Genomic DNA, 25,878 nt, shown 5'->3' with positions numbered 1-25,878 from the left:
CGCGGCCAATAAACTCCATCAAAGAAGATGAGGACCCGATGAGCACTCCTGTCATCCCTAACGAGCCGCCGCTTGCGGACGTGCCCACACCCGAGGCTGTGTCCCCACGTCAGACGCTGAAGGCCCTGCACCTGCGCGGACTCTTTGCGACCATGGCCACGACGACCCTGCTGCTGGGCACTTTCTGGGCTGCTTGCCAAGGCATCTTCATCGCTCTCCAGGTCCAGCGGATCGATCCCGAGAATCAGATCACCAACCTGGCGCTGGTCGTGGGAGTCTCATCCCTCGTCGCGATGGTCACAGCACCGATCGCCGGAACCCTCTCTGATAGGACTCGCACGCGCATCGGCGGACGCGCGCCCTGGATCCTGGCCGGCTCGGCAGCCACCGTGATCGCGGCGATCGTCCTCGCAAGTGCGCAATCCATCCCGCAGATCGTCCTCGGATGGTCGCTGGTGCAGCTGTCCACCAACTTCATCCTCACCCCCGTCAATGCCCACGTCCCCGATCGGGTACCTGTCGCGCGGAGAGGCATCTTCTCGGCCGCTCTCGGCCTCGGGGCCCTGGTGGGGTCCGTCCTCGGTCAGGCTGTCGGAGCTGCCTTCGCCGAGATCATCGGAGTGGGCTACATCGCGATCGCGGTTCTGCTGGCGGTCTCCTCGGTGGTGTTCGCGCTCGTGAACCGTCGCTCGAATATCGGCGAGCCTCGTCAGCCCGTGAGCGTCAAAAGCGTGCTCTCGACCTTCTGGGTGAATCCCGTGAAGTACCCCAACTTCGCCCTCGTCTTCTCGGCGCGGTTCCTGCTGTTCGTCGGATACTTCGCGGTACAGGCCTACCTGCTCTACCTCCTCCAGGATTACATCGGGGTCGGTGACGACGCCGCGGCAACCGTCCCGCTCGTGGGCCTGGTCGGCCTCGTCGGGATGATCGTTTCGACGCCCGTCGCCGGGTGGCTCACCGACCGCATCGGTCGCAGCAAAGTCATCATCTACATCACGTCGGGAATCCTCGCTGCCGGCCTTCTCGTACCACTGTTCCTGCCGACCGTGCCTGGAATGATGATTTACTCGTTCGTGGCCGGTCTGGGATTCGGCGCCTACCAGTCGGTCGACTTCGTGCTCGTGACGCAGGTTCTTCCTTCCCACGAAGAGGCGGGTAAAGACCTGGGGGTGATCAACCTCACGACCACACTTCCGCAGACGATCGGCATCGGAATCGCCAGCGTCATCGTGGGAGTGTCCGGAGGCTTCGCCACGCTCTTCCCGTTCGCCGCGCTCGCCGTCATCATCGGTGCGTGCCTGGTCATCCCCGTCCGCAACGTTCGATAGCGTCCGACACCAGGCCCAGCGAAAGGAACCGCGTATGGTGCTGCGAATCGGTGTGCTCGGTGCGGCTCGCATCAACGTAGCGGCCCTGCTGGGCCCGGCCACTCGCACGGACGGCGTCGACGTGACCGCCATCGCGGCCCGGGATCCGGATCGCGCGGCGAAGTACGCTCGACGCCACCGAATTCCTCGCGTGCTCGACAGCTACGAACGCGTGATCGACGATCCTCTCATCGATGCCGTCTACATTCCGCTGCCGGCCGCCCTACACGGCGCATGGACGCGGAGAGCGATTGCTGCCGGCAAACACGTTCTGGTGGAGAAGCCGTTCACTGCGAACGGAGATGAGGCGGCCGAGGTTGCGAAGTCTGCCGTCGGATCGGGCCTCGTAGTCATGGAGGCGCACCACACCTCGTTTCACCCGTTCACAGCGCGACTGCGCGCTCTCGTGAAGTCAGGACTGCTCGGCGAAGTCCGCTCTGCATCTGGTTGGTTCCACGCGCCCATCCCGCCAGGTAGGGACATCCGCTGGAATGCCGGCCTCGGGGGTGGAGCGATGATGGATGTCGGATGCTACCCCCTTCGGATGATCAGGGACCTCATCGGGGAGCCGACTGTCATCACAGCATCCGCGTTGCAACGTGACTCGGTCGACCGGCGGATGACCGCGACCTACGATGTAGCCGGAATCAATGCCACCGTCGACTGCGGGATCTGGTCTTCGGCGGGCGTGGGAGGCGGTTTCTCGGTCGTCGGCTCGAAGGGCAGGTTGCGAGTTCGCTCGCCGTACCATCCGCAACTCCTCGGCAAAGTGCTTGTCGAAGGTCCCGAGGTTCATCTGCGGGAGTCTGCTGATCGGAAGAGCTCCTACCGCTATCAGCTCGAGGCTTTCAGAGACGCGGTTCACGCCGGCGGTGCGGGGAACCTCGAGCAGGCCGTGGCAACGATGCGATCGATCGACGAGACGTACCGAGCGGCCGGCATGCGACCGCGCGTGCCGCAGTCATCGCGCGGCTGAGCGGCGTCCTGGGTTCCCCTGGGCCGAATGACGCGGCCGCTGTGGCGATCGACCGCATGCGGGATCGAGCGCCCCATCAAAAGCGAGAAACGGGGTGCGACGACGGGCCTCGTCGCACCCCGTTGGCATGTGATGCCGCGGTCAGGCCGCGGCCGCCGCCTTCTTCGCGAGGCGGCTGGTCTCTTCGTCGTCGCGCCAGCCGGCGGTAGCCCCGCCGTCGACGCTGAAGTTCTGCCCGGTGACCCAGCTGGACTCGTCGGACGCGAGGTAGAGCGCCATGTGGGCGATATCGTCCGGTGTGCCGGCGCGCTGGATGAGGGCGCGGCCGATCTGCCACGCCTTCCCTTCGGCGTCGACCGCGCGGTCGGTCGCCGGTGTGGCGATGAACCCGGGAGATATGGAGTTCGCACGGATGCCGTGCGCGGCGCCTTCGGCAGCTAGCGCGCGAGTCATGGAGATGACACCGCCCTTCGCTGCAGCGTGTGCGACCTGAGCGAGCGGTTCGATGCCGCGCAGCGCGGAGTACGATCCGACGTTGATGAGCGAACCGCCGTTCTCGCCCAGCAGCGGCCACGCAGCGCTGGTGGTGTGGAACACGATGTCGAGTTCCACGCTCATCACGTGACGCCACAGCGCGAAGTCCATCTGCGCGAACGGGGCGAAGCCGAAGCCTGCGGCGTTGTTGTAGAGCACGTCGAGCCCGCCGAGCTGCGCGGCGCCGTCGCGCACCCAGCCTGCAGAGGCGTCGGGGTCCGAGAGGTCGACCGTGGTGCCGGTGACGTCGAAGCCCTCGGCACGAAGCTCGGCGGCGGTGGCTTCGGCGGCGCCATCGCGCACGTCGCACCCGATGACCCGGGCGCCCTCCCCGGCGAACAGACGTTGAGCGGCCGCTCCCTGCCCGCCTCCGGTGCCGGTGATGAGGACGCGCTTGCCGGACAGGCGGCCGGACGCTGGTGTGGACATCTTTACCTTCTTCTCTGTATTCGGTTCGCCGCGCTCAGGCTCGGGCGCGGACGTGTTCAGTCGAGAGTCGGCTGAAGGTCTTTCGAGGCGGCTCTCACCCGGTCTGTGTGCAGCAGCGGCACAGCAGGGGGGAGACTGGACGTCATCTCACGGCGGAGTGTCGGCAGGACCTCGGTCGCAAGGAGCTCGAGCTGCTCGGTGGCGATGACAGGCGGCATCCCACCCGAATCAAGGTTGAACAACAGCCGCGCGAGCGGGCCGGCGTAGTCACGGTAGGAGAGGATCTTGTCGATCACTTCCTGTGGGCTGCCGACCGCGAGAGGCGTCACGCGCATGTACTCGGGGACGGAGTATCCGCCCATCGTCGGGCTGTCCGCGACGTAGGTGCTGTACTCGGCGATGGCGTCCTGGGACCGCGGCCGGATGAACGCCTGCGCGCCGAGCCCGACGACGGCCTGCTCGGCGGCACCGTGGCCGTAGTGCTCGAACCTCTCGCGGTACAGCCGCACCATCCGCTCGGTGTGTGCGGGGGGAGCGAAGATGTGGTTCGAGAAGAATCCGTCGCCGTAGTAGGCGGCCTGCTCTGCGATCTCGGGCGTGCGCACGGACCCGTGCCAGACGAACGGGGGAGTCTCGTCGAGCGGGCGCGGCACGGAGGTGAACCCGGTGAGGGCTGTGCGGTGCGTGCCCGTCCAGTCGATGTTCTCCTCGGTCCACAGTCGTCGCAGCAGTGCGTAGTTCTCGATCGATAGCGGCACGCCCTCGCGGACGTCCTTTCCGAACCACGGGTACACCGGTCCGGTGTTGCCGCGGCCGAGCATCAGGTCGGCGCGTCCGCGAGACAGGTGCTGCAGTGTCGCGAAGTCCTCCGCGATCTTCACCGGGTCGTTGGTCGTGATCAGGGTCGTCGCCGTGGAGAGCAGGATGCTCGACGTGCGCGCGGCGATAAAGCCCAGCAGCGTGGTCTGCGACGACGTCACGAACGGGAGATTGTGGTGCTCGCCGATCGCGTAGACGTCGTAGCCGGCCGATTCTGCGGCGACCGCCTGGTCGACCATCTGTGCGAGGCGCGCGGCGTCATCGAGGATGTGCCCGGTGAGGGGATCGGGGCGTCGATCCCCGATGCTGAAGATGCCGATCTGCATGACAGAGGTGCCTTTCCCGCGGCGGTCGCCGCGAACGGGGGAGTGGAGGAAGTCGGCGCTCGGCGCCGACATGTTCAGCCGGCGATGCCGCTGCTGCCTGTGGCCGCCGAGAGGCTGGACTCGACGCGGGACAGGAGGGCGAGCAGTTGCTTCTGCTCGACTTCCGAGAGCCCCTGGGTCGAACCCGCTTCGAGTTCTGCCCATGCGTTCTCGACACCGGCCCGCAGAGCGAGGCTGGCCGCCGTCGGCTCGACGATCGTCACCCGACCGTCCGTTTCACAGGGCCTGCGGCGCACGAAGCCGGCGTTCTCGAGACGCTGCACGGTGCGGGTCATGGTCGCCGCATCGGAGTCCAGCAGGCGTGCGAGTTCGCCCTGACGCTGCGGGCCGCGGTCCCAGAGGTGCATCATGACGAGCTCCTGCGCAGGGTGCAGACCCACACGACGCAGCAGTTGTCCCGCGTACATCTTGTGCAGCCGGGTGACCCGGAAGATGGCGTGGCTGATCGGACCGGTGCTGGCCGACGCGGGCACCGGAATGCTCGGTCCAGCCGTGGGCGCCGCTTCGGGGGCATCGGTGGTCATGTCAGCTCCTCGCATAACTTGTTCGAACAGTGATAAGCGTACTGCTATTCCCGAGTCCGCGTTGCGGCTCCCAAAAGGTCTCGACTGTGGCGAGGGAATGCACTGTGCGGTCAGTTAGTTGTTCGAACATGTAAAGTCTATCGGGGCGGTGCTCCAGACGCCGTCCACACGCAACGGAAGTGAAGACACGAAATGACGAAGGCATTCACGCCATACGACCTGGCCGGCATCGCGCTCGGCAACCGCATCGCCATGGCGCCCATGACCCGCAGCCGTGCGACCGAACCCGAGGCCGAGGCGACGAGCCTGATGGCCGAGTACTACGCGCAGCGGGCGAGCGCCGGGCTGATCATCACCGAGGGCACCCAGCCCTCGATCGTCGGCAAGGGGTACACCAACACGCCCGGACTGCACAGTCCGGAGCAGGCCGAGTCGTGGCGTGCCGTCACGACTGCCGTCCACCGTGAAGGCGGCACGATCTTCGCCCAGCTCATGCACACCGGTCGCGTCGGGCACCCGGTCCTCCTGCCCGACGGGCTCACTCCGGTCGGTCCCTCACCGGTCGCCGCGCGCGGTCAGGTCTACACGCACGACGGCATGAAGGAGTTCGTCGAGCCCCGCGAGCTCACCGTCGAAGAGATCGGCCAGACCATCCAGGACTTCGCCGCGGCGGCGCGATTCGCCGTCGATGCCGGATTCGACGGAGTCGAGATCCACGGCGCGAACGGCTATCTGATCCACCAGTTCCTGGCGCCGAACGCGAACCGCCGCAGCGACGAGTGGGGAGGCGACGTGGAGGGGCGTATCCGCTTCGCCGTCGCGGTGGCATCGGCGGTGGCGGCGGCCATCGGGCCGGATCGTGTGGGTTTCCGGATCTCGCCCGGCGCAGGGTTCAACGACATCGAAGACGATCCCGACCTGCTCGCGACCTACGGGACGCTCGTCGACCGCCTTTCAGAGCTGGAGCTGGCTTACCTCCACGTCATGGAGGGTCCGCACCGCGACCTGACGGCCGCACTTCGTGAAGCCTGGCCCCACACGCTGATCCTCAACCCGTTCACCGGCTCGGAGCCCACCGGTCCGGCCGCGCTGGAACTGGTCGACGACGGTCTCGCCGACGTCATTGCGTACGGCGCGATGTTCCTCGCGAACCCCGACCTGCCCGCGCGACTGGAGACCGGCGCACCCCTCAACAGCCCTGACCGGGCATCGTTCTACGGCGGCGACCACCGCGGATACACCGACTACCCGACGCTCGTCTGACGACGCGTCCGTCCGCGACGGACACCGGGTCGACGCTGCATTCCGTCGTCGCAGCGTCGACCCGCTGTCACATCCGCCAGTCGTCCGCTCTGCGCCGACCGAGCTGCGCTGGACGGAACGACTGTGCGTGGGCCGGACGGCGTCGCATCGTTCGATCCCTGCTCCACTGAGCGGAACCGCTCTTGCGCAAGAGTAAAGAGTCGAGGAATTTAAACACGGAATCGATCCGAAATAGCCCGCGAGTTTGCCTAGCGTGAGGACACGTGCCGCAGCCGTGCGCACTCGACACCCATGGAGCGCGAAACGATGACCTCGACGTCCACCCCATCCGGCCAGACCGCCGGCCTGCGGTCGGCCTACTTCGTCTCGGACAGCACAGGGATCACCGCGGAAACGCTCGGAAGCGCCCTGCTCGCGAACTTCCCAGGAATCCGGTTCGAACGGCACACGATCCCGTTCGTCGACACCGCCGCCGGCGCTCAGAACGTCGTGGCGGACATCGAGCGGTCGGCGCGGGACGCGGCGCCCCCGCTCGTCTTCGTCACCGTGAAGTCCACCGAGCTCCTGGCAATCCTCTCGCGCTCGACCGCGGTCATCATCGACCTGCTTGGCGGCCACCTCCGCGAGCTGGAGGCCGCGCTGGGCAGCACCGCCTCGGAGCAACTAGGTCAGTTCCATGCTGTGGGCGACATCACGCGATACTTCGCACGGATGCGTGCGGTCGAGTATGCGATCGAGCATGACGACGGACAGAGCATGCGTGCGCTCGACATCGCCGACGTCATCATCGTCGCCCCGTCACGGTGCGGGAAGACTCCCACGACGATGTACCTCGCGCTGCAGTACGGGCTCCTCGTGGCCAACTATCCGCTGACCGACGATGACTACCCGTCAGACGGGCTTCCGGCAACCGTCGCCTCTCACGCCGACAAGTGCTTCGGATTGACCACGACGCCGCTCCGCCTCAGTCAGGTGCGGCATGAGCGGCGGCCCAACTCGACCTACGCGAGCCTGGCCCAGTGCACGCTCGAGCTCCGCCGCGCTGAGGATCTCTATCGCCGCAACCGGGTGCCGTTCCTCAACTCCTCCACGAAGTCCGTGGAGGAGATGTCGGCCGTCATCATGCAGTCGATGCGTCTGCGCAGTTGACGCTCGGCCGGTGTCGCCCCTCCACCTCCACACACAGATCGGGATGCTATGACGAACACACTTTGGTTCCATGAGATCGGCATGGACGATGTCGCCCGTGTTGGCGGAAAGAACGCATCGCTGGGCGAGATGGTGTCCAACCTCTCCAGCGCCGGCGTGATGGTGCCGGGTGGCTTCGCCACCACGGCTGACGCCTACCGCGACTTTCTCGCCGCGGACGGCCTGTACGACCGTATCCGCTCCGCGGCGGAGGTGCTGGACGTATCGGACGTCGCGGAGTTGGCGAGGGTGGGTGCGAACATCCGTGAGTGGATCGAGCAGCAGCCGTTCCCCGCGGCGCTCGAGGCCGACATCCGCGACGCCTACGAGACGCTGGTCGGCAGCGACCCGCAGCCGGACACGGTGTCGTGGGCGGTGCGTTCCAGTGCGACCGCGGAGGACCTTCCCGACGCGTCGTTCGCCGGCCAGCAGGAGACGTTCCTGAACATCAGCGGCATCGACAACATCCTTGCTGCGATCCGAGGCGTGTTCGCCTCGCTCTACAACGACCGCGCCATCGCATACCGGGTGCACCACGGGTTCGACCACCACGAAGTCGCCCTCTCAGCAGGGGTGCAGCGGATGGTGCGTTCGGACGTCGGTGCGTCAGGCGTGCTGTTCACCGTTGACACCGAGTCGGGCTTCGACCGAGCCGTCTTCATCACGAGCTCCTACGGGCTCGGGGAGGCGGTCGTACAGGGCGCGGTGAACCCCGACGAGTTCTACGCCTACAAGCCTGCACTGCGGGAGCGCCGGCCGGCCATCCTGAAGCGGTCGGTCGGCGAGAAGGCGGTGAAGATGGTCTACGCCGACGAGACGCACATCGGTGCGAGCACGGTTTTCACCGACGTCGATGCGGCAGATCGTGCCCGGTTCAGCATCACGGACGACGACGTGGAGGAGCTGGGTCGGCAGGCGCTGATCATCGAGGACCACTATCGCCGCCCGATGGACATCGAGTGGGGCAAGGACGGCGTCGACGGCAAGCTGTACATCCTCCAGGCGCGACCGGAGACGGTGGTCTCGCGGGCCGACGCGCGTGTGATGCGGCGTTACGTGCTCGAACACGCCGGGACGGTGCTGGCGGTCGGTCGAGCGATCGGCCAGAAGATCGGCGCTGGTCCCGTGCGGGTCATGACGTCGTTGGACCAGATGGAGCTCTTCCGTCCAGGCGACGTGCTCGTCGCCGACATGACCGATCCTGACTGGGAGCCCATCATGAAACGGGCATCGGCGATCGTGACGAATCGTGGCGGCCGAACGTGCCATGCCGCGATCATCGCACGGGAGCTGGGCATCCCCGCTGTCGTGGGAACGGGTGACGCCACGCACCTGTTGGCTGACGGCCAGGACGTCACCGTCTCGTGTGCGGAGGGCGACAGCGGCTTCGTGTACGACGGCATCCTCCCGTTCGAAGAGCTCGTGACGAGACTGGACGAGATGCCCCCCAGCCCCACGAAGATCATGCTCAACGTCGGCACGCCTGATCAGGCCTTCGCCTTCTCCCGTCTGCCGCACCATGGCGTCGGTCTTGCACGGCTCGAGTTCGTGATCAACCGGCAGATCGGCATCCATCCCCGCGCGCTCCTGGACTTCGATACGCTGCCCTCGCCGCTTCGTGACGAGGTGGCAGATCGCATCGCGGCATACCCCTCGCCCCGCGACTACTTCGTTCGACGTGTGGCCGAGGGGGTGTCGATGATCGCCGCAGCGTTCGCTCCCGAGCCGGTCATCGTGCGCCTGTCGGACTTCAAGTCCAACGAGTACGCCAACCTCCTGGGAGGAGGAGAGTACGAGCCGCACGAGGAGAATCCGATGCTCGGATATCGCGGTGCCTCGCGCTACATCTCGACCGACTTCCGCGAATGCTTCGACATGGAATGCGAGGCGCTTCGGTACGTCCGCGACGAGATGGGGCTCACCAACGTCGAACTCATGGTGCCGTTCGTCCGCACGGTCGGCGAGGCTCGCGCGGTGATCGATCTGCTCGCCGAGAACGGTCTGCGGCGCGGTGAGAACGGCCTCCGCGTGGTGATGATGTGCGAGCTTCCGTCGAACGCGGTGCTCGCCGACGAGTTCCTGGAGTTCTTCGACGGCTTCTCGATCGGGTCCAACGACATGACCCAGCTCACCCTCGGCCTCGACCGGGATTCCGGGCTCGTCGCTGCCACGTTCGACGAGCGTGATCCGGCCGTGCGCAAGATGCTGTCGCTGGCGATCACCGCATGCCGACGGGCCGGCAAGTACGTCGGCATCTGTGGTCAAGGCCCGAGCGACCACCCCGACCTGGCCGAGTGGCTCGTCGACGAGGGGATCGAATCGATGTCACTCAATCCCGACACGGTCGTCGAGACGTGGCTGAGGCTGTCCACCCGCACGGCGATGGTGTGAGGCGCAGCCCCTGAGGGAGCAACGCGGTGCGACGGCGGACCCCGTCGCACCGCGTTGGGAATGACGCCGCAGTCAGGCCGCGGCGGCCGCCTTCGCTGCGAAGCGACTGGTCTCGTCATCGTCGCGCCACCCGGCCGTTGCACCGCCGTCGATGCTGAAGTTCTGGCCGGTGACCCAACTGGATTCGTCGGACGCGAGGTAGAGCGCCATGTGAGCGATGTCGTCCGGCGTTCCGGCGCGCCTGATGAGGGCACGGCCGACCTGCCACGCCCGGCCTTCGTCGTCGACCGCGCGATCCGTCGCAGGGGTGGCGATGAACCCGGGGGAGATGGAGTTCGCGCGGATGCCGAGGGCAGCGCCTTCCGCCGCCAGGGCGCGCGTCATCGAGATCACACCGCCCTTCGCTGCGGCGTGCGCGACCTGCGCGAGGGGCTCGATGCCGCGCAGCGCGGAGTACGACCCGACGTTGATGAGCGATCCGCCGTTCTCGCCCAGGAGCGGCCATGCAGCACTCGTCGTATGGAAGACGATGTCGAGTTCGACGCTCATGACGTGACGCCAGAGAGCGAAGTCCATCTGCGAGAACGGCGCGAAGCCGAACCCGGCGGCGTTGTTGTACAGCACGTCGAGTCCGCCGAGCCGCCTGCTTCCTTCCCGCACCCATGCTGCCGACGCGCCGGGGTCGGACAGGTCGACGGTCGAGCCGGTGACGTCCAAGCCCTGGGCGTGAAGTTCGGCCGCCGTCGCCTCGGCGGCGCCCTCGCGTACGTCGCATCCCACGACGCGGGCGCCCTCCGCGGCGAACAGGCGCTGAGCCGCCGCTCCCTGTCCGCCTCCGGTGCCGGTGATGATGATGCGCTTCCCGGACAGGCGGCCGGACGCTGACGTAGACATCGTTACCTTCTTCTCTCTTTCGGATCGCCGCGCCACGTCGAGGTGCGGCCGTGTTCAGTCGAGCGTCGGCTGAAGGCTCAGCGAAGCTGCGCGGACTCGCTCGGCGTGAGTGATCGGCACGGCCGGCGGATCTGTCGGGGTCATCTCCCGCCGCAATGTCGGAAGGACCTCCGTCGCGAGCAGCTGGAGCTGCTCGGACGCGATAGCCGGCGGCATCCCACCCGAATCGATGTTGAACAGCAGGCGCTGGATCGTGCCCGCGTAGTCGCGATAGGTGAGGATCTTGTCGATGACCTCCTGTGGGCTGCCGACCGCCAGCGGGGTCGCCTTCATGTACTCGGGGACGGAATAGCCCCCCATCGTCGGGCTGCTTCCCATCAGCCGGGTGTACTCCGAGATCGCGTCCTGCGATCTCGTGCGCACGAACGCCTGTGCGCCGAGGCCGACGACGGCATCGGCTGCGGCGCCGTGGCCGTAATGCTCGAAACGCTCGCGGTAGAGCCGCACCATGCGTTCGGTGTGCGCCGGTGGAGCGAAGATGTGATTGGAGAAGAAGCCGTCGCCGTAGTAGGCGGCCTGGTCGGCGATCTCCGGTGTGCGCGGCGTCCGCGACGCCCTCGCGAACGTCCTTCCCGAACCAGGGTTAGACAGGGCCGGTGTTGCCGCGGCCGAGCATGAGGTCGGAGCGTCCCTGTGAGAGGTGCTGAAGGGTCGCGAAGTCCTCGGCGATCTTCACCGGGTCGTTCGTTGTGATGAGCGTGGTGGCAGTGGAGAGCAGTATGCGCGACGTGCGCGCGGCGATGAAGCTCAGCAGCGTGGTCTGCGCGGACGTGACGAAGGGGAGGTTGTGGTGCTCGCCGATGGCGAAGACGTCGTAGCCCGCTGACTCCGCAGAGACTGCCTCCTCCACCATCTGCTCGAGCCTCGCCGCGTCATCGAGGGTGCGGCCGGTGAGGGGATCCGGGCGTCGATCGCCGATGCTGAAGATGCCGATCTGCATGGCTGTGCTGCCTTTCTTGCGCGCAGGGTGCGCTTCGGTACGGTCCGTCGCCGGGCGGGGTGGACCGCCCGGCGACGAGGGTCTACTGCTGGACGTAGGTGACGAGCGATCCGTAGAACGGGATCGCGTGCGATGCGTACACGGCGGCGAGGCCGTCGCCGCCGGGCTGGCGCCAATCGCGCTGGAGTTCCGCCGCCACCGCGACCGTGCTGTTCAGGGTGACACCGGCCGCTTCCATCCGCGACGCAGCGGCCTGAGATGCGAGAGGGCTCCAGGTGCCGGAGGCATCCAGGACGGCGTGCACCTGGTAGCCGGCGGCGATGCCGGACAGAGCAGCGAACGCGACGCATACGTCCGTGCTGATGCCGGCGATCACGAGCTGGTCGCGCCCGGTGGCCTTGACGGCCGAAGCGAACTCCTCGTTGTCGAATGCGTCGATCTCGCCCGGGCGACGGACCACCGCGACATCCGGCAGCTCGTGCGCGAGCTCGGAGAGGAGGGCGCCGTTGGGTCCCTGCTCGGCGCTGGTGGTCACGACGACCGGCAGACCATAGACCTTCGCGAACTTGGCGAGCGCGACGACGTTGCGGCGCAACTGCTCCTGGTCCTGATCGTGGACGCCGAGCAGCAGGCCGACCTGATGGTCGACGAGGACGAGTGCGGTGCGCTCGCGCTCGAGGCGGTTGTCCGGGTAGTGAGTGGAGGTCATGGACGGCCCTTCCGTGGATCAGGTTACTTTCTGTAACCAACAATCAGGTTACTCGATGTAACCAGAAATGCAAACCTGCGGTAATCTGGGCTCGTGAACAGCAACCTGCCCTTGCATACGTGCGAGTACACCGAGGAGGTGTTCCGCCTGCTCGGCAAGCGGTGGATGGGGCTGTTGATCGACCTGCTGCTCCAGCGGCCGGCGCGGTTCAGCGAGTTGCGCGACGCGCTGCCGCAGCTGTCGAACCGCGTCCTCACCGAACGGCTCGGCGAGCTGCAGGAGGCGGGGATCGCCTGCCGCGAAACCAGTGGGCGCGGCGGGGCGACCGTGACCTATTGCCTGACGGAGAAGGGGCGCGGACTCGGCCCCGCCATGGCTGCGCTGCGGATCTGGGCGGGGGCGGACGAAGCCGATCCGAGGTTCCACGAGGCGTGGGCGGAGCCCGTCTCGAACTGACCGGCGCGCGCATGGATGCGTGCGGCGTACTCGAACGGCGCCGGTTGGCACTGAGCCTCCGCATCCTCGAGTGCGGGCTCTGCGCGTGCCGGGTGCGCGCGCAGCGGTGACCGCGAGTGCGATCCGTCTGCGGGCCGCTCGTTCCCCGTGAGTGTCGACGCTCTCACGAACCTCTTGACTGGAACACTTTGTCCCATTAATAATCTCGGTACAGAGTGTTCCAATTATGCCAACGATGGCGGAGCACGGCGAAAGGAACCGAGCAATGAGGCTATGGACCGCTACCGCCCTCGTCGGCGTGCTGCTTCTCACCGGATGCGCTGCCACGAGCGCCGACCCGAGTGGAGAAGGCGAACCCGAACCTGACACCGAGCCGACCACGTACGGGTTCTCGGCTCCGGGTGTGACTTCCCCGGCCGCCCAGCAGTTCCTCGCGGGGATCGAGTGCTACGCCGCGGCGAACGGCGACGGCGAAGTCACGGTCGCCGACTCGGGGCTGGACATCACCAAGCAGATCGCAGATGTCCAGGCGTTCATGGCGCAGGGCAAGGACGTGGTGGTGCTGCTGCCGTTCGACACATCGCAGGTCGCGTCCGTCGTGGCGGAGGCTGAGGCGCGGGGCACATCGATCGTCGAGATCATGAACCCCGCATCCGACGCCCCCGGCAGCGTGTCGACCGACCCGTCGGCGTACGGCGTGCAGGCGGCCGAGTACCTGGACGAGCTCTATCCAGAAGGTTCGGAGGTCGCGGTCATCGGCGGTCCCGCCATCCCGCTGATCGAGGCTCTCCTCGGCGGATTCATCGACGCGGCGGCCGAGAACGGCATCACGATCGTGGAGACGGTCAACGCGACCAAGTTCACCGTGGACGAGGGGCAGGCCGTCGGCAATGCGATCCTCGTGAAGAACCCGGACATCGATGCCATCTTCTCCTTCGACGAGACGCTCGCGATCGGCGCGGGACTCGCCGCCGAAGGGCGCGGGCGAGACGATCTCACCACGATCGGCCAGGGCGGTTCGCCCGAATCGATCCAGGCGATCAAGGACGGAAACCTCTCGGCCAGCTGGAGCAGCGAGAACGTCCTCGGCGGATACCTCGCCGCGGAGATCGGGGCTCGTCTGGCGCGCGGGGAGCAGGTCGAGCCGACGATCGTCGACTGGGTCCGCTTCGACGCCGAGAACGCGGCCGACTGGCTCCCGAACGAGCAGAAGTGCGCGCAGATCATCGAGGACCAGGGATGAGCGCGCCCGCTGCTCCGGTCGCCGACGAGGGCCGCATCCGGCGTCTCGTCGAACGCGTCAACGCCGGCAAGGGAGACAACGGCGCTCTGCGCGAGGTCATGTCGCCGGACGTCGTGCTCCATGCGGAGGGAATCAGTCCGCTCGGCGGTACGCATCGGGGGCTCGACCAAGCGCTGTCTCGATTTCCGATCCTCTTCGACCTCTCCGGCGGCACGCTCGTGCTCGAGCCGCTCGAGTTCGTCGTCGACGATCACTTCGCGCTCTTCCTGCAGCGCGCCACGGCCACGCGGGGCAGCGCACGACTGGACCATGTCATCACGGTGATCTGGCGATTCCGGGGCGGTCAGGTGGTGGAGATGTGGGACCACTTCGCGGATGTCGATGAATGGGACCGATTCTGGACGGAGGCGCCGAGATGACGACGACGCACCCGCTCGGGCTGGCTGTCCGGTCCGCGATCAACAAAGTCGCCTATGCCGGAGACTTCACGGAGATGGAAGCCCTCGTCGCCGAGGACGCCGTGCTCTACGCGCACTGCGGGGGAGCGATGGGCGGCATCCACCGCGGACGCGACAACTGCCTGAACAACTTCAAGAACCTCTCGGCGTTCGTGAACGGCTCGCTCCGTCTCGACGTTGTCGAGATCATGGCGGACGACTCGTTCGTCGTCATGCTCAACAGCGCCACCGCCCGCCGAGAGCGCGAGCTGCTGACCGAAGAGATCGAGATCGTCGACATCGACCAGATGATCGCGGTGATCTGGCGTTTCGAGAATGGCCAGTGCGTCGAGTTCTTCGACCACTTCTCGGATCCCGAGAGCTGGGATGCGTTCTGGCGATTCGACCGCATGCCGGACCGAAGCGACCGGGCCGACAGCGACCTGACTCGTGAGCAGGTGCGCGACCTCGTGGAGCGGATGTCGAACACCGGCGAGGATGAGCTTCTTCGGAGCGTGTTCACCGCTCACGTCGTGTCGTCGGTCGACGGGAGAAGCCCGATCGGGGGGGTTGCGATCGGACCGGACGCGGTGCTGCGCGGGCTCGCGCAACTGCGCGAACTCGCCGACGGAACGTTGCGCGTAACGGCGGAGACCGTTCTCGTCGCGGCGAATCTCGTCACGTTCTTCGCGCGGGTCACGGCCACGCGCAACGGACGCTCGATCGAGCAGGTGCTCAACACGACCTGGCGGTTCGACCGCGGTCGCGTGGCGGAGGTCTTCGTGCACTTCGCCGATGTCACCGCGTGGGACGCCTTCTGGAGGGCGGACGGATGACCGTCGCTTCGACCGCGGCACAACCTCCGGCACCGCCCTCGCGGCGGCGCCCAGTCCGCACCATGCTGCGGGAGGCCCCGCCGTGGACCGGTGTCGGAGTCGTTCTGCTGGTGACGGTCGTGCTGCTGTCGGTCTTCCAGGAGAAGTTCCTCACGTACGTCAACATCATGGACATCCTCGGCAACAGCGCCGCGACCATGCTTCTCGCCCTCGGGTCGACCTACCTGCTGCTCACGGGTCTCATCGACCTGAGCATCGGCTCGCTCGTCGGGCTCGGTTCGATGCTCCTGGTCGGCATGATGGCAACCGGGATGCCGGTGGTGCTGTCTCTCACGGCGACGCTGGTGCTCATCACCGCCGTGTCCGTCGGATTCACCGGCATGCTCATCGTGAAAGCGGGGATGTCCTTCTTCGTCGTGGGGCTGGGTGCGATGGCGCTCCTGCGCGCGATCGCCCAGATCCCCACGAGCGGACTCAGCGTGCCCCTTACGGGCAAGGTCGGCGCTGAAACGGTGATCTGGCTCGGCTCCGGGAGGGTGCTCGGCATCCCGGTCTCCGCCATCATCGCGACCGCTGCGGTCCTGGCCTCACTCGTCGTGCTCTCCCACACGACGTTCGGACGATCTCTGTTCGCGATCGGGAGCAATCGCGACGCGGCGCGGCTGAGTGGAATCCCGGTGGATCGCGCGCTCCTGGCCGCATTCGCCGTGAACGGCGCGCTGGTCGTGATCGCGGCGGTGCTCGTGACCGGACGGTCACAGATCGCTTCGCCCGAGTTCGGCGTAGGGATCGAACTGGGGGTCATCGCGGCGGTGCTGCTGGGCGGCACGTCCTTTCAGGGAGGCTCGGCGACGATCGTGGGGACCGTCATCGGCGTCCTGTTCATCGGCGTGCTCAACAACGGGCTCATCCTGCTCGGAGTCCCGGTTTTCTGGCAAGGCGTGGTGACCGGCGGCGTCCTGCTCGTCGCCGTCGGAATCGATCGCCTGAGAGCTCGTGGGACATCGTGACGAGACTGGATATGCGTGGCATCTCGAAGAGCTTCGGGAAGGTCAAGGCGCTCACCGGCGTCGACCTTGTCATCCGGCCCGGCGAGATCCATGCCCTTGTCGGAGAGAACGGGTCGGGCAAGAGCACGCTGCTCAAGATCCTCGCCGGCCAGCTCAAGCCCGACACGGGCGGGATCTCGGTCGACGGTCAGACCATTCGGTTGGGCGACCCACGGCGGCACCTGCTGGCCGGGATCGGAGTCGTCTTCCAGAACGCCCAGGTGTGCGACACGCTCAAGCTGGACGAGAACCTCTTTCTCGGCCGGCTCCCGACCCGCTGGGGATTCGTCGACTGGCGAGCGCTGCGGCGAGCCTCGACTGACGTGCTGACCGCTGCAGGACTGCCTCTCGAACCCGGAATCCCGGTCGGCCTCCTCTCGGGCGAGTCGCGTCAGCTCACCGAGGTTGCGCGGGTCCTTGCGCGCGATTGCTCGATCGTGGCACTGGACGAGACGACCGCGGCGATGACGCCGGACAGGGTGGAACAGCTGTTCGCCAGCATGCGGGAGGTCCGCGATCGCGGGGGGAGTGTGATCTTCGTGTCCCACCGACTGGAGGAGACCTTCGCTCTCGCCGATCGGATCACCGTCCTCCGTGACGGCGCATCGGTCGCGACGCTGGCCGCGCGGGAGACGGATGCCGATGAGCTCATCCGCCTGATGGTCGGTCGGCCCCTCGAGGACGCCGCACCGCGCACGCGCACTCCCACCGCTGACACGCTTCTGTCCATCCGCGGACTCACCGCCGGGGCGATCCGGACGCCGATCGACCTCGACGTGCGCGCCGGCGAGATCGTCGGCGTCGCCGGCCTGACGGGCAGCGGGCGCACGAGTCTGCTCGAGGGCATCTTCGGTGCTCGTCGGCGAGAAGGCGAGGTGCGCGTCGGAGGCGAGGCTGTCGCTCCGTCGCCGAGATCCTCGATCCGGGCGGGGATCGGCTTCGTGCCGGCGGATAGACGCGCGCACGGGCTCGCTCTCGCCCGCAGTGTTCGGTTCAACGCCTCGCTGGTGCTGCTGGGCACACGACGGCTGCTCAGCCGACCCTCGGCCGCCGCGGAGCGCGGCGTGGTCGCATTGCTGTTCGGCCGTCTGGGGCTGAAGGCCCGCGACGAGTGGACGGAAGTCCGGACACTCTCGGGCGGCAATCAGCAGAAGGTGGTCCTCGGCCGTTGGCTCGCGAGGAACAGCGACATCCTCCTGATGGACGAGCCCACGCGGGCCATCGACGAGCGGACCAAGCGGCAGATCTACGATGCGATCACCGGTCTGGCCGACGAGGGCAAGAGCATCCTCGTCTCGTCGTCCGAGCTCCCCGAACTGATAGGCCTCTGCGACCGGATCCTCGTCCTGCACGAGGGGATGCTGGTGAAGGAGGTCGCGCGCGGTGCCAGTCAGGAAGACATCGCTCGCGCGATGGTCGCCTTCAATGCGCCGATCGATGCGCTCGATCCGCGCGTCGCCGATGCCCCGCCGGAACGCGGATAGGGACGAGAGGGTGCCGGAGTCGATGTCTCCTCTTCCCCCAGGCGACGGCACGTCGGCCGCAAAGGAATCGGGGCGAGCGGCGCGGGCCGCAGTGGTTCAGCGGCGCGCGCAGGCGCGACGCACGAAGAGTCAGGACATCGCGCTCGAGGCGGCGAGGGCGCTTCTGGTGTACAGCGGATCGAGGTCGGTCACGCATGCCGCGGTCGCCGAAGCGAGCGGCCTCGGGCGCACCACCATCTACCGGCATTGGCCCGAGCCGGCCGACCTGCTGTACGACACGATCGACAACGAGCTTCCCTCGACGGTGCTCCCGCACACCGGCGATGTGAGGGTCGATCTGCTCATGGAGATGATGCAGGTACGTGACCGGCTGCAGAGCGTCGAGTCATCGCGCCTCGTCATGGCGATCATCGAACGCGCTGTGCACGATCCCGTGTTCGCCTCGCTCCGCGAGCGCTGGCATCGCGCGGGCACAGAAGGCACGCGGATCGTGCTGGCTCGAGCACGGCACGAGGGGATCATCCACTTCCCTTCCGACCTGCAAGAAGGTGTGGAAGAGCTTGCCGGCCCTCTGATCGTGCGCTCCGTCTTCGCGGGGCGCGACGTCTCCGCGGACTACGTCGAGCACATCGTCGACCGCTTCCTGCGCCGTTACCGATCGACGTGAGCGATCGGGTGCCGGTGCTGGGCGAGGAACCGGTCGACGCATGTTGCCACGTAGTCGTCGGTCACGGGCACGGCGGCGAAGAACCCGCGTAGCACCATCGGTCCCGCCAGCTGGTCGACCGCTTCCTGCATGTCGAGGTCGTGGTCCAGGATCCCCGAGGCCATTGCTTCCTGGATCAGGGCTCGCACGCCGCTCGTCCCGGCGAGATGCCAGCGCACCCGTAGCTCGGCGAACTGATCGTTCACTGCGGCCCGCTCGATGACGGCGAGGATCATCCTCGCCGTCGGCGGATCGTTGATGCGGTCGGCCAGGCGCATCAATTCGGCCAAGAGGTCGGATCGGAGATCGCCGGTGGTCTGCAGACTCGCCGACGTGAGCTGGCTCTCGAGCAGATCATGCAGGAGATCCGCCTGCTCCGGCCAGAACCGGTACAGGGTTGTGCGGCCGAAGCCACTCCGCTCGGATACCGCAAGATGGGTGACCGCGTCCCACCCTCGTTCGCTCAGCAGCGACCTCGCCGCTTCGAGCGCCTTGGCCCGATTGCGGTGCGGTCGTGGATCCGGCTTGCGTGCGAGAGATGCCTCCGCCCCGTCTGCCGCACTCATGGAGTGACTCTATCAAGGCGGTCGTGGGCGTCGCGGGGGCGTGCGAGCGCGCCGTCGACGACTGAGCCCCGGCATCCGCTGCGAACATCGGATGCCGGGGCCGGTCGATCGCCGGTGAACGGCGGCGGTGGATCAGGCGTATACGGGCGCCAGGTCGAAGAACACGCGGTAGTCGGTGAACAGGCCGTCGGGTCCGCGGTCCCAGATCGAGACGACGGGGATCGACACGGTCTTTCCGTCAAGGCGGTCGTACGCGACGTCGAGCTCGATGACTGTCGTATCGCCGCTCTGCCACTCGTTCTTGACGGTGTGGTGCAGTGCCTTGATCGTGGTGAAGAATCCTTCCACGCCGGCCTGGATCTGCGCCGGTCCCACCATCGCCTCCCCGTTGCCGAAGACGAGCGTGCCGTCCTCGGCGAAGAGCTCGGCGAAGCGTGGGACCTCGAGCGAGTCGACGCGTTCCCACACGTCGGTGGTGAAGTCGCTGACGGTTGTGGACATGATGACCTCCTTGTCATGAATGATTCGGGTTGAACACTCGACAGTCACGGTAGTCGGGGCGAAGTGTGTACACAAGTGTTTTCTCTTCGATCGTCGTCCGTGACGACTACCGCATATTGCGGAGAGGGCACGCGAGGGGACTCGGCAGGCGGTCGCGTCGCGGCAAGTGGATGCACTAAATCGATCCACGGCGGGGATCCCTGACCATCGCGAGCGCATGCCGGATCGCACGCCCGTCGTTGCCGCCGGCGACGTCCGCCAGCACGGTGATGCTCGTGTGAGCCAGGTGGTCCGCGATGCGAGTGCCCGACTTGGCGACGTTGCCTTCGACGATCGCGTCAAGGATGTCGGCGTGCTCGCGATGCGCGATGGCGAATGACTGAGGATGCCAGAGCTGATAGAGGCGGAGGTAGCGTTCGCTGCGCTGGGCGTAGGAGTCGATGACCCGCACGATCGGCTCATCCGCTCTCGCCACGCACACGCGGTGGAAGCGTCGATGGGCCGACATCCACCCCTCGAGGTCTTCGTCGAGTTGCGCGCGCTCCATCGTGTCGAGCGCGGCCAGGGCGCGGGTCCGCTCCGACGAGGCGAGGCGCCCCGCCGTGAGGCGTGCTCCGAGAGCCTCCAGCGTGATCCGCACGCTGTAGAGCTGATCCAGTTCGTCTCCGTCGAGAGCCCGCACTCGAGCGCGCTGATCGACCGCCGTGTCGATCAGACCCTCCTCTTGGAGCATCCGGAAGGCCTCGCGCATCGGAGTGCGGCTCACCCCGAAGATGCGCGCGAGCTGGGCCTGCTTGAGCACAGTGCCCGGTGGGAGGTGGTTCTCGAAGACCAGGCGGCGCAAGTGCAGGTGCAGGTCCACGCTGACGCGGCGCGGGTCGGTGAAGACCGGGGGCGGAAGCAACTCCAGGGCGTCGATCGTCGACATGGAACCCGTCTCTCTTCATCGCTCGTCCTTCGGCGCAGGGGTGCCGTAGTGTGTGCGCACTCTTTCGCGGAATGCGAGCCAAGGAGCCGCATCGATCCCCGATTCGACAGCCGCTGGAGCTCCGATTCTCTCCGCCTTTCGGGGAGTTGAAGGGGCTAGTCGCGGATCACGCTTGACATGCTTGCCACGAGGTGTGCACACTTGTGGCGTGCATCGTCGCACGATTCGACGGAATGGACAACCACACGAACGGCGCTCGTACCGTTCCGAAAGGCACGCAATGACGCGACAGCTCAGCGAGGCTGACGACCCCACCGCTGCGATCCAGGACCTCCCGACGTCGAAGCCGCGGCGCCGCAATCCGTTCGTCGCGATCGACGAGCTGCGCGTGGCATCCGTGCTCGCCGTGATCGTGATCGTGGTCTCGGTCTTCCATCCGCAGTTCCTCTCGATCGGCTCGATCGCCAACATCACGCAGCAGGCGTCGTTCTTCGGGATCATGGCCCTCGGCATGGTGTTCCTCATGTCGATGGGCGAACTCGACCTCTCCGTCGGTGGCAACTTCGCCTTCTGCGCGATGATCACCGCGATGATGGCAGCCGGCGGCGTCAACCTGTGGCTCGCGGCACTCATCGCGATCCTGGTCGGTGCGATCCTCGGCGCCATCAACGCCCTGCTCTCGAATGCCCTCGGAGTGCCGATGATCGTCATCACACTCGGAACGCTCGCGAGCTATCGCGGGATGGCGCTCATCGTCAACGGCGCTCAATCGGCAACAGGTGGCGACCGCAACGACCCGTTCTTCACGGTGCTCGGCGGCAGTCTCTTCGGCATTCCGGCGCTGTCGGTCGCGCTCGTGGTCCTCACGATCGTCCTGACGATCCTGTACCGGCTGTCGTCGTTCGGCTTCGCCGTGCGGGCCATCGGCTCGAACCTTCACGCGGCCCGCCTTAGCGGCTACCGGGTGTCGCTGATCAAGGTGCAGACCTCGAGTCTCCTCGGCGCACTGTGCGGGATCTCGGGCGTGCTTTCGTTCGCCTTCTTCGGCGCGAGCGATCCTGCCGTCGGAACAGGATACGAACTGCTCGTCATCGCGGCGGCAGTCATCGGCGGCACGGCGCTGACCGGCGGCCGGGGAACTGTGCCCGGCGCCATGCTCGGAGCGATCGTGGTCAGCGTCATCAGTGGAGCGCTCACCGCGTTCGGAGTCTCCGTCAACTACGCCGCGTTCGTCACCGGCATCGTGATCATCGGCGCGGTGGCACTCGATTCCGCGCTGCGGCGCCGCCCTCGGAGCTGACTTCGGACGCCGATGTCCGGCAGTCATCGTGCGTCGAACCCGACGGCCACGAACCGCATCGATCGATGAAGACATGGGAGAAGAAATGAGAACCACACGCACAGCAGCAGTGGTCGTTGGAGCGCTGGTCATCGGAGCCCTCGCCGGGTGCTCCAACTCCGGAGGCACGGGCGCCAGCTCCGCACCTGAGACCAACGGTCCACTCGCCATGGTCGGCCTTTACAACCTGCCGTACGTCAACTCGGTGGCCGAGGGTGCCCGCGACGCGGCGGACGCGGTGGGCTCCCAATTCACCCAGTACGGCCCGCAGGGACTGGACCCCAACAAGGCGATCAGCGACTTCCAGAACGCGGTGGCTGCCGGCGCGGAGGGTGTGCTTGCGATGGCGTACCCGGGCGACCTGTGGAAGGCGCCGATCGACCGTGCGGTGGATCAGGGAGTGACCGTCGTCACGGCAGACAACTACTCGTACGGATCCAAGGCGACCGCTCACGTCGGTGCTCCCAAGGTGGCGATGGGCGCGGGCCTCGCGGACGAGTTCATCAAGAGTCTGCCCGCGGATGCATCCGGCGTGATCGTCCCCGCCATCTGCGTCGCAGGTCTGGAAGTGATCATGGCGCCGCTCGAGGGCTTCAAGGCCCGGATCGAGGAGGAGTTGCCCGACGTGGAAGTCCTCGACCTCGAAGTGACGGCCGGAGACCCTGCAGGTAATTTCGCCGCGTGGCAGCGCATTGTCGCGAAGTACCCCGACGCGCTCGGCTTCGTCGGCGCTTGCGACGTCGACCTGCCGAACCTTGTGAAGATCAAGGAAACGACCGACGACCCGTTCCTCGTGGGAGTCACCGCCGGCGGCGACGACCCGGTAGCGGTGCAGGCGCTGGAGAGCGGCCTCATCGTCGGTGTCGTGACGCAGCGCCCGTGGCTCCAGGGCTATGTCGGGATGACCCTCATCGCCGGTAACGCATTCGAGGGCAAGGAACTGCCCACCGGTTGGATCAACACCGGCTACGACATCGTCACCGCCGACAACGTCGATGAGATCGTCGAGATCCTCCAGGATCCCGACGCAGCCAAGGCCTACTACGGAGCGCTGGGTGACGAGATCGTCGCGAATGCCGACGACCTCGCGCACGACCCTTCGACCTATCAGTACGACATCGCATCCATCGACGAGCCGAATCCCGCGCCGTGAGGCACGCGTTCGCAAGTCACAACCAAGGAGGCAGCAGGATGAAGCACAGGTATATGACTGTGGCGGCGATCGCCGCAGTGGCAGCCCTCGGTCTCAGCGGGTGCACCGCCGGCGGTACCGGTGGAGCGACCGGCGAAGGTGACGAGAACAAGGGTCCGCTGGCCATGATCGGTCTCTATAACGCGCCCTACCCGAACAACATGGCTGAAGGCGCCCGCGACGCGGCGGACGCCGAGGGTGTCGAGTTCACCCAGTACGGACCGCAGGGCCTGGATCCCAACAAGGCGATCACCGACTTTCAGAACGCGATCGCTGCGGGCGCCAAGGGCGTGCTCGTACACGCGTACCCCGGCGACCTGTGGCGCGCGCCGATCGACCGCGCCGTCGATCAGGGGATCGTGGTAGCGACCGCCGACGTGTACTCGGAGGGATCCAAGGCGGTCACGGAGGTCGGTGCGCCGAAGGTTGCGATGGGGGCCGGTCTCGCCGACCTCTATATCGAGCAGCTCCCTGCCGACGCGGAAGGCGTCATCATCCCGGGTATCTGCGTAGCGGGACTCGAGGTGCTCATCGCGCCGCTGAACGGCTTCCGGGAGCGGATCGAGGCTGAACTCCCCGGTGTCACGGTGCCCGAGCCCGAGGTGACCGCCGGTGACCCCGCTGGCAACTTCGCCGCGTGGCAGCGAATCATCGCAAAGTACCCTGACGCGCTCGGATTCGTCGGAGCGTGCGACGTGGACGTGCCGAACCTCATCAAGGTGAAGGAGAGCAGTGGGGACAGCTACCTCATCGGCGCCACGGCCGGCGGCGACGACCCCGGCGCGGTGGAGGCCATCGGTGGCGGCCTGATGGTCGGTGCTGTGACGCAGCGGTCATGGTTGCAGGGCTACGTGGGCACCAAGCTCATCGCGAACTCGGCGTTCCGGGGCGACCCGATGCCGGTGGGCTGGGTCAACACGGGCTACGACATCGTGACGGCGGAGAACCTCGAGGAGATCGTGACGATCCTGCAAGATCCGGATGCCGCGAAGGACGCCTACCAGGCACTGGGCGACGAGATCGTCGCCGATGTCGAGAACCTCGTGCACAGCGACGTGACGTATCAGTACGACCTGTCCTCGGTCGACGAGACGAATCCGCAGCCGTGACCGACCTGGCCGACGCGTCGAGCGGCTCGCGCAGCGGGGAGGCTTCCCCTCCCCGCTGCGCGGTGCGCGGCCTCGGACGCACATACGGGGGGATCACGGCGCTGGACGACGTCACCATCGAGTTCGCGGCGGGGAGCGTGCACGCGATTCTGGGTGAGAACGGCGCCGGCAAGTCGACCCTGATGAAGATCCTCGCGGGGGCGGAGAGTGCGGACGCCGGTGTCGTCGAGGTGGACGGGGCGGAGGTGCACTTCTCGTCCGTGCGCGATGCGAATGCCCAGGGTGTGGCGATCGTTTTCCAAGAGCTTTCGCTGTTCCCCGAGCTGGACGTGCTGGCCAACCTCTTCGCCAACCGGGAGATCACGCAGGCAGGATTCATCCGTCGCCGTCGAATGGCGGCCAGGGCGCGCCCGGTGCTCAAGGAGCTCGGACTGGACGTGCGCCTCGACGAACTCGTCAGCGCGCTTCCTCTTCATGAGCGGCAGCTTCTGGAGATCGCCAAGGCTCTGCTGACCAACGTGCGCGTGCTCGTCCTGGACGAGCCGTCCTCGTCGCTGAGCGCGAACGAGACGGCGAGGCTCCTCTCGGTGGTACGCGAGCTGAAGAACCGCGGGGTGACGGTGCTGCTGGTGTCGCACCGGCTGGAGGAGATCGCGGCCATCGCCGACACCGTCACCGTGCTGCGAAACGGCAGGCTGGTCAAGACCGTCCCGATGGACAGCACCGACATGGCCACACTCGTCGCGGACATGATCGGCCGCGCACCCGGTGAGCTCCCCTTCCTCGCCATGAACGAGATCGCGGACGATGCTCCGCGACTGACGCTCTCCGGTGTGTCGACCAATCGGCTGCAGGACGTCACCCTGGAGGCGCGGCAGGGCGAGATCCTGGGCCTCGCCGGGCTCGAGGATGCCGGAGTCCAGGAGGTCCTCACCGCGATCTACGGCGGCATCGCCGCCACATCGGGCAGCATGACCTTCCCCGACGGCAACGGGCAGCCCCGCTCCATGCGCGAGGCGGTGCGTCGCGGCATCGCCCTGGTGCCGGCGGACCGCAGGCGTGACGGCCTCATGCTGCAGGATTCTGTCCTGGAGAACGTCTCGAGCGTGCGGGCAGGCGTGACAGGCGGCTACCGATTCTGGTTGCGCAAACGTGAGATGCGCGCGCGCGCCGACGAGACGCTGGCCCGGCTCCGCGTGAAGTTCGGACGGCGCGACGATGCGGTGGGAACGCTCTCCGGTGGCAACCAGCAGAAGATCGTCCTCGGCAAGTGGCTGCAGGTGGAGCCATCCGTGCTTCTGCTCGACGACCCCACGCGAGGCGTCGACCTTGGGGCAAAGCTCGAGATCTACGAGGTGATCAAGCAGCAGACCGACCAGGGGAAGCTGGTGATCTTCTCCTCCAGCGAGCTCGAAGAGTATCGCCACCTGTGCCGGCGGGTCATCATCTTCCGGCGCGGGCGGATCGCGCGGACCCTGGTGGGCGCAGAGGTCTCGGAGCACAACATCCTTCAAGCGATGAATCTAGATCCGGTGTCTGGCTGAGCCAGGCA

26 protein-coding genes are annotated in these 25,878 nt (G+C 66.8%); 16 read left to right on the top strand and 10 right to left on the bottom strand.

The window, feature by feature from the left end; translation table 11 throughout:
* Positions 1-38 precede the first annotated feature (38 nt).
* Both Q9S36_RS27850 and Q9S36_RS27845 read left to right on the top strand, forming a co-directional pair.
* Positions 39-1,328, top strand: coding sequence for an MFS transporter (locus Q9S36_RS27850; protein ID WP_311288091.1), 1,290 nt, complete (start codon positions 39-41; stop codon positions 1,326-1,328).
* Positions 1,329-1,362: 34 nt separating this feature from the next.
* Complete coding sequence (locus Q9S36_RS27845) at positions 1,363-2,343, top strand: Gfo/Idh/MocA family oxidoreductase (RefSeq protein WP_311288090.1); 981 nt, start codon at positions 1,363-1,365, stop codon at positions 2,341-2,343.
* A 141-nt stretch (positions 2,344-2,484) separates the two neighbouring features.
* Here the strand turns inward: Q9S36_RS27845 and Q9S36_RS27840 are convergent, their stop codons facing one another.
* From Q9S36_RS27840 to Q9S36_RS27830, 3 genes are all read right to left on the bottom strand, one after another.
* Positions 2,485-3,306 carry an SDR family NAD(P)-dependent oxidoreductase gene (locus Q9S36_RS27840; protein WP_311288089.1) on the bottom strand — a complete coding sequence of 274 codons (822 nt, stop codon included), beginning with the start codon at positions 3,304-3,306 and terminating at the stop codon, positions 2,485-2,487.
* 56 nt (positions 3,307-3,362) lie between these two features.
* Complete coding sequence (locus Q9S36_RS27835) at positions 3,363-4,451, bottom strand: CE1758 family FMN-dependent luciferase-like monooxygenase (RefSeq protein ID WP_311288088.1); 1,089 nt, start codon at positions 4,449-4,451, stop codon at positions 3,363-3,365.
* A gap of 74 nt (positions 4,452-4,525) precedes the next feature.
* Complete coding sequence (locus tag Q9S36_RS27830; protein ID WP_311288087.1) at positions 4,526-5,035, bottom strand: MarR family winged helix-turn-helix transcriptional regulator; 510 nt, start codon at positions 5,033-5,035, stop codon at positions 4,526-4,528.
* Between the two features lie 192 nt (positions 5,036-5,227).
* Here Q9S36_RS27830 and Q9S36_RS27825 point away from each other — a divergent pair, with 192 nt between their 5' ends.
* The 3 genes from Q9S36_RS27825 (at position 5,228) to ppsA (ending at position 9,877) form a co-directional block, all read left to right on the top strand.
* On the top strand, positions 5,228-6,298 hold the full coding sequence (locus Q9S36_RS27825; RefSeq protein WP_311288086.1) for an alkene reductase: 1,071 nt from the start codon (positions 5,228-5,230) through the stop codon (positions 6,296-6,298).
* A 306-nt stretch (positions 6,299-6,604) separates the two neighbouring features.
* On the top strand, positions 6,605-7,447 hold the full coding sequence (locus Q9S36_RS27820; protein WP_311288085.1) for a pyruvate, water dikinase regulatory protein: 843 nt from the start codon (positions 6,605-6,607) through the stop codon (positions 7,445-7,447).
* A gap of 48 nt (positions 7,448-7,495) precedes the next feature.
* Positions 7,496-9,877, top strand: a complete 2,382-nt coding sequence (gene ppsA, locus Q9S36_RS27815; RefSeq protein ID WP_311288084.1) for a phosphoenolpyruvate synthase — start codon at positions 7,496-7,498, stop codon at positions 9,875-9,877.
* 72 nt (positions 9,878-9,949) lie between these two features.
* Here the strand turns inward: ppsA and Q9S36_RS27810 are convergent, their stop codons facing one another.
* From Q9S36_RS27810 to Q9S36_RS27795, 4 genes are all read right to left on the bottom strand, one after another.
* Positions 9,950-10,771, bottom strand: a complete 822-nt coding sequence (locus tag Q9S36_RS27810; protein ID WP_311288083.1) for an SDR family oxidoreductase — start codon at positions 10,769-10,771, stop codon at positions 9,950-9,952.
* Between the two features lie 54 nt (positions 10,772-10,825).
* Positions 10,826-11,311: a hypothetical protein gene (locus Q9S36_RS27805; RefSeq protein ID WP_311288113.1), complete on the bottom strand. Its 486-nt coding sequence runs from the start codon at positions 11,309-11,311 to the stop codon at positions 10,826-10,828.
* A gap of 103 nt (positions 11,312-11,414) precedes the next feature.
* Positions 11,415-11,771: an LLM class flavin-dependent oxidoreductase gene (locus tag Q9S36_RS27800; protein WP_311288082.1), complete on the bottom strand. Its 357-nt coding sequence runs from the start codon at positions 11,769-11,771 to the stop codon at positions 11,415-11,417.
* A gap of 82 nt (positions 11,772-11,853) precedes the next feature.
* Entirely contained in the window at positions 11,854-12,480 is a 627-nt protein-coding gene (locus Q9S36_RS27795) for an isochorismatase family protein (RefSeq protein ID WP_311288081.1), read from the bottom strand.
* Between the two features lie 93 nt (positions 12,481-12,573).
* Here Q9S36_RS27795 and Q9S36_RS27790 point away from each other — a divergent pair, with 93 nt between their 5' ends.
* The 7 genes from Q9S36_RS27790 to Q9S36_RS27760 all read left to right on the top strand — a co-directional run bounded on the left by Q9S36_RS27790 (position 12,574) and on the right by Q9S36_RS27760 (position 18,652).
* The gene (locus Q9S36_RS27790) at positions 12,574-12,936 is read left to right on the top strand and encodes a helix-turn-helix domain-containing protein (protein ID WP_311288080.1); all 363 of its coding nucleotides are present in this window, start codon (positions 12,574-12,576) and stop codon (positions 12,934-12,936) included.
* A gap of 226 nt (positions 12,937-13,162) precedes the next feature.
* Positions 13,163-14,179: a sugar ABC transporter substrate-binding protein gene (locus Q9S36_RS27785; protein WP_311288079.1), complete on the top strand. Its 1,017-nt coding sequence runs from the start codon at positions 13,163-13,165 to the stop codon at positions 14,177-14,179.
* Positions 14,176-14,598, top strand: coding sequence for a nuclear transport factor 2 family protein (locus Q9S36_RS27780; RefSeq protein WP_311288078.1), 423 nt, complete (start codon positions 14,176-14,178; stop codon positions 14,596-14,598). Before Q9S36_RS27785 ends, Q9S36_RS27780 begins: the two co-directional genes overlap by 4 nt.
* A complete protein-coding gene (locus Q9S36_RS27775) occupies positions 14,595-15,452 on the top strand; it encodes a nuclear transport factor 2 family protein (RefSeq protein ID WP_311288077.1) in 858 nt (285 codons plus the stop codon). The genes Q9S36_RS27780 and Q9S36_RS27775 overlap by 4 nt, the downstream gene beginning before the upstream one ends.
* Positions 15,453-15,514: 62 nt before the next feature.
* Positions 15,515-16,462 (top strand): ABC transporter permease, encoded by a 948-nt coding sequence (locus Q9S36_RS27770; protein ID WP_311288076.1) that lies wholly within the window; start codon positions 15,515-15,517, stop codon positions 16,460-16,462.
* Between the two features lie 11 nt (positions 16,463-16,473).
* The gene (locus Q9S36_RS27765) at positions 16,474-17,985 is read left to right on the top strand and encodes a sugar ABC transporter ATP-binding protein (protein WP_311288075.1); all 1,512 of its coding nucleotides are present in this window, start codon (positions 16,474-16,476) and stop codon (positions 17,983-17,985) included.
* A 10-nt stretch (positions 17,986-17,995) separates the two neighbouring features.
* Entirely contained in the window at positions 17,996-18,652 is a 657-nt protein-coding gene (locus Q9S36_RS27760) for a TetR/AcrR family transcriptional regulator (RefSeq protein ID WP_311288074.1), read from the top strand.
* Here Q9S36_RS27760 and Q9S36_RS27755 read toward each other — a convergent pair.
* The 3 genes from Q9S36_RS27755 to Q9S36_RS27745 all read right to left on the bottom strand — a co-directional run bounded on the left by Q9S36_RS27755 (position 18,637) and on the right by Q9S36_RS27745 (position 20,686).
* Positions 18,637-19,257, bottom strand: coding sequence for a TetR/AcrR family transcriptional regulator (locus Q9S36_RS27755; protein ID WP_311288073.1), 621 nt, complete (start codon positions 19,255-19,257; stop codon positions 18,637-18,639). The genes Q9S36_RS27760 and Q9S36_RS27755 overlap by 16 nt on opposite strands.
* Positions 19,258-19,389: 132 nt before the next feature.
* Positions 19,390-19,758, bottom strand: a complete 369-nt coding sequence (locus tag Q9S36_RS27750) for a nuclear transport factor 2 family protein (RefSeq protein WP_311288072.1) — start codon at positions 19,756-19,758, stop codon at positions 19,390-19,392.
* A 175-nt stretch (positions 19,759-19,933) separates the two neighbouring features.
* The gene (locus Q9S36_RS27745; RefSeq protein WP_311288071.1) at positions 19,934-20,686 is read right to left on the bottom strand and encodes a GntR family transcriptional regulator; all 753 of its coding nucleotides are present in this window, start codon (positions 20,684-20,686) and stop codon (positions 19,934-19,936) included.
* Positions 20,687-20,966: 280 nt separating this feature from the next.
* Between Q9S36_RS27745 and Q9S36_RS27740 the strand changes: the two genes are divergently transcribed.
* From Q9S36_RS27740 to Q9S36_RS27725, 4 genes are all read left to right on the top strand, one after another.
* A complete protein-coding gene (locus Q9S36_RS27740) occupies positions 20,967-21,986 on the top strand; it encodes an ABC transporter permease (RefSeq protein ID WP_311288070.1) in 1,020 nt (339 codons plus the stop codon).
* A gap of 73 nt (positions 21,987-22,059) precedes the next feature.
* Entirely contained in the window at positions 22,060-23,178 is a 1,119-nt protein-coding gene (locus tag Q9S36_RS27735) for a sugar ABC transporter substrate-binding protein (protein WP_311288069.1), read from the top strand.
* 38 nt (positions 23,179-23,216) lie between these two features.
* A complete protein-coding gene (locus tag Q9S36_RS27730; protein ID WP_311288068.1) occupies positions 23,217-24,326 on the top strand; it encodes a substrate-binding domain-containing protein in 1,110 nt (369 codons plus the stop codon).
* Positions 24,323-25,870, top strand: a complete 1,548-nt coding sequence (locus Q9S36_RS27725) for a sugar ABC transporter ATP-binding protein (RefSeq protein ID WP_311288067.1) — start codon at positions 24,323-24,325, stop codon at positions 25,868-25,870. The genes Q9S36_RS27730 and Q9S36_RS27725 overlap by 4 nt, the downstream gene beginning before the upstream one ends.
* Positions 25,871-25,878: the final 8 nt, after the last annotated feature.

It is taken from the genome of Microbacterium sp. ARD31 (genome assembly GCF_031844425.1).
The sequence above is the reverse complement of the archived record's forward strand: the minus strand, read 5'-3'. Positions and strand labels throughout refer to the sequence as shown.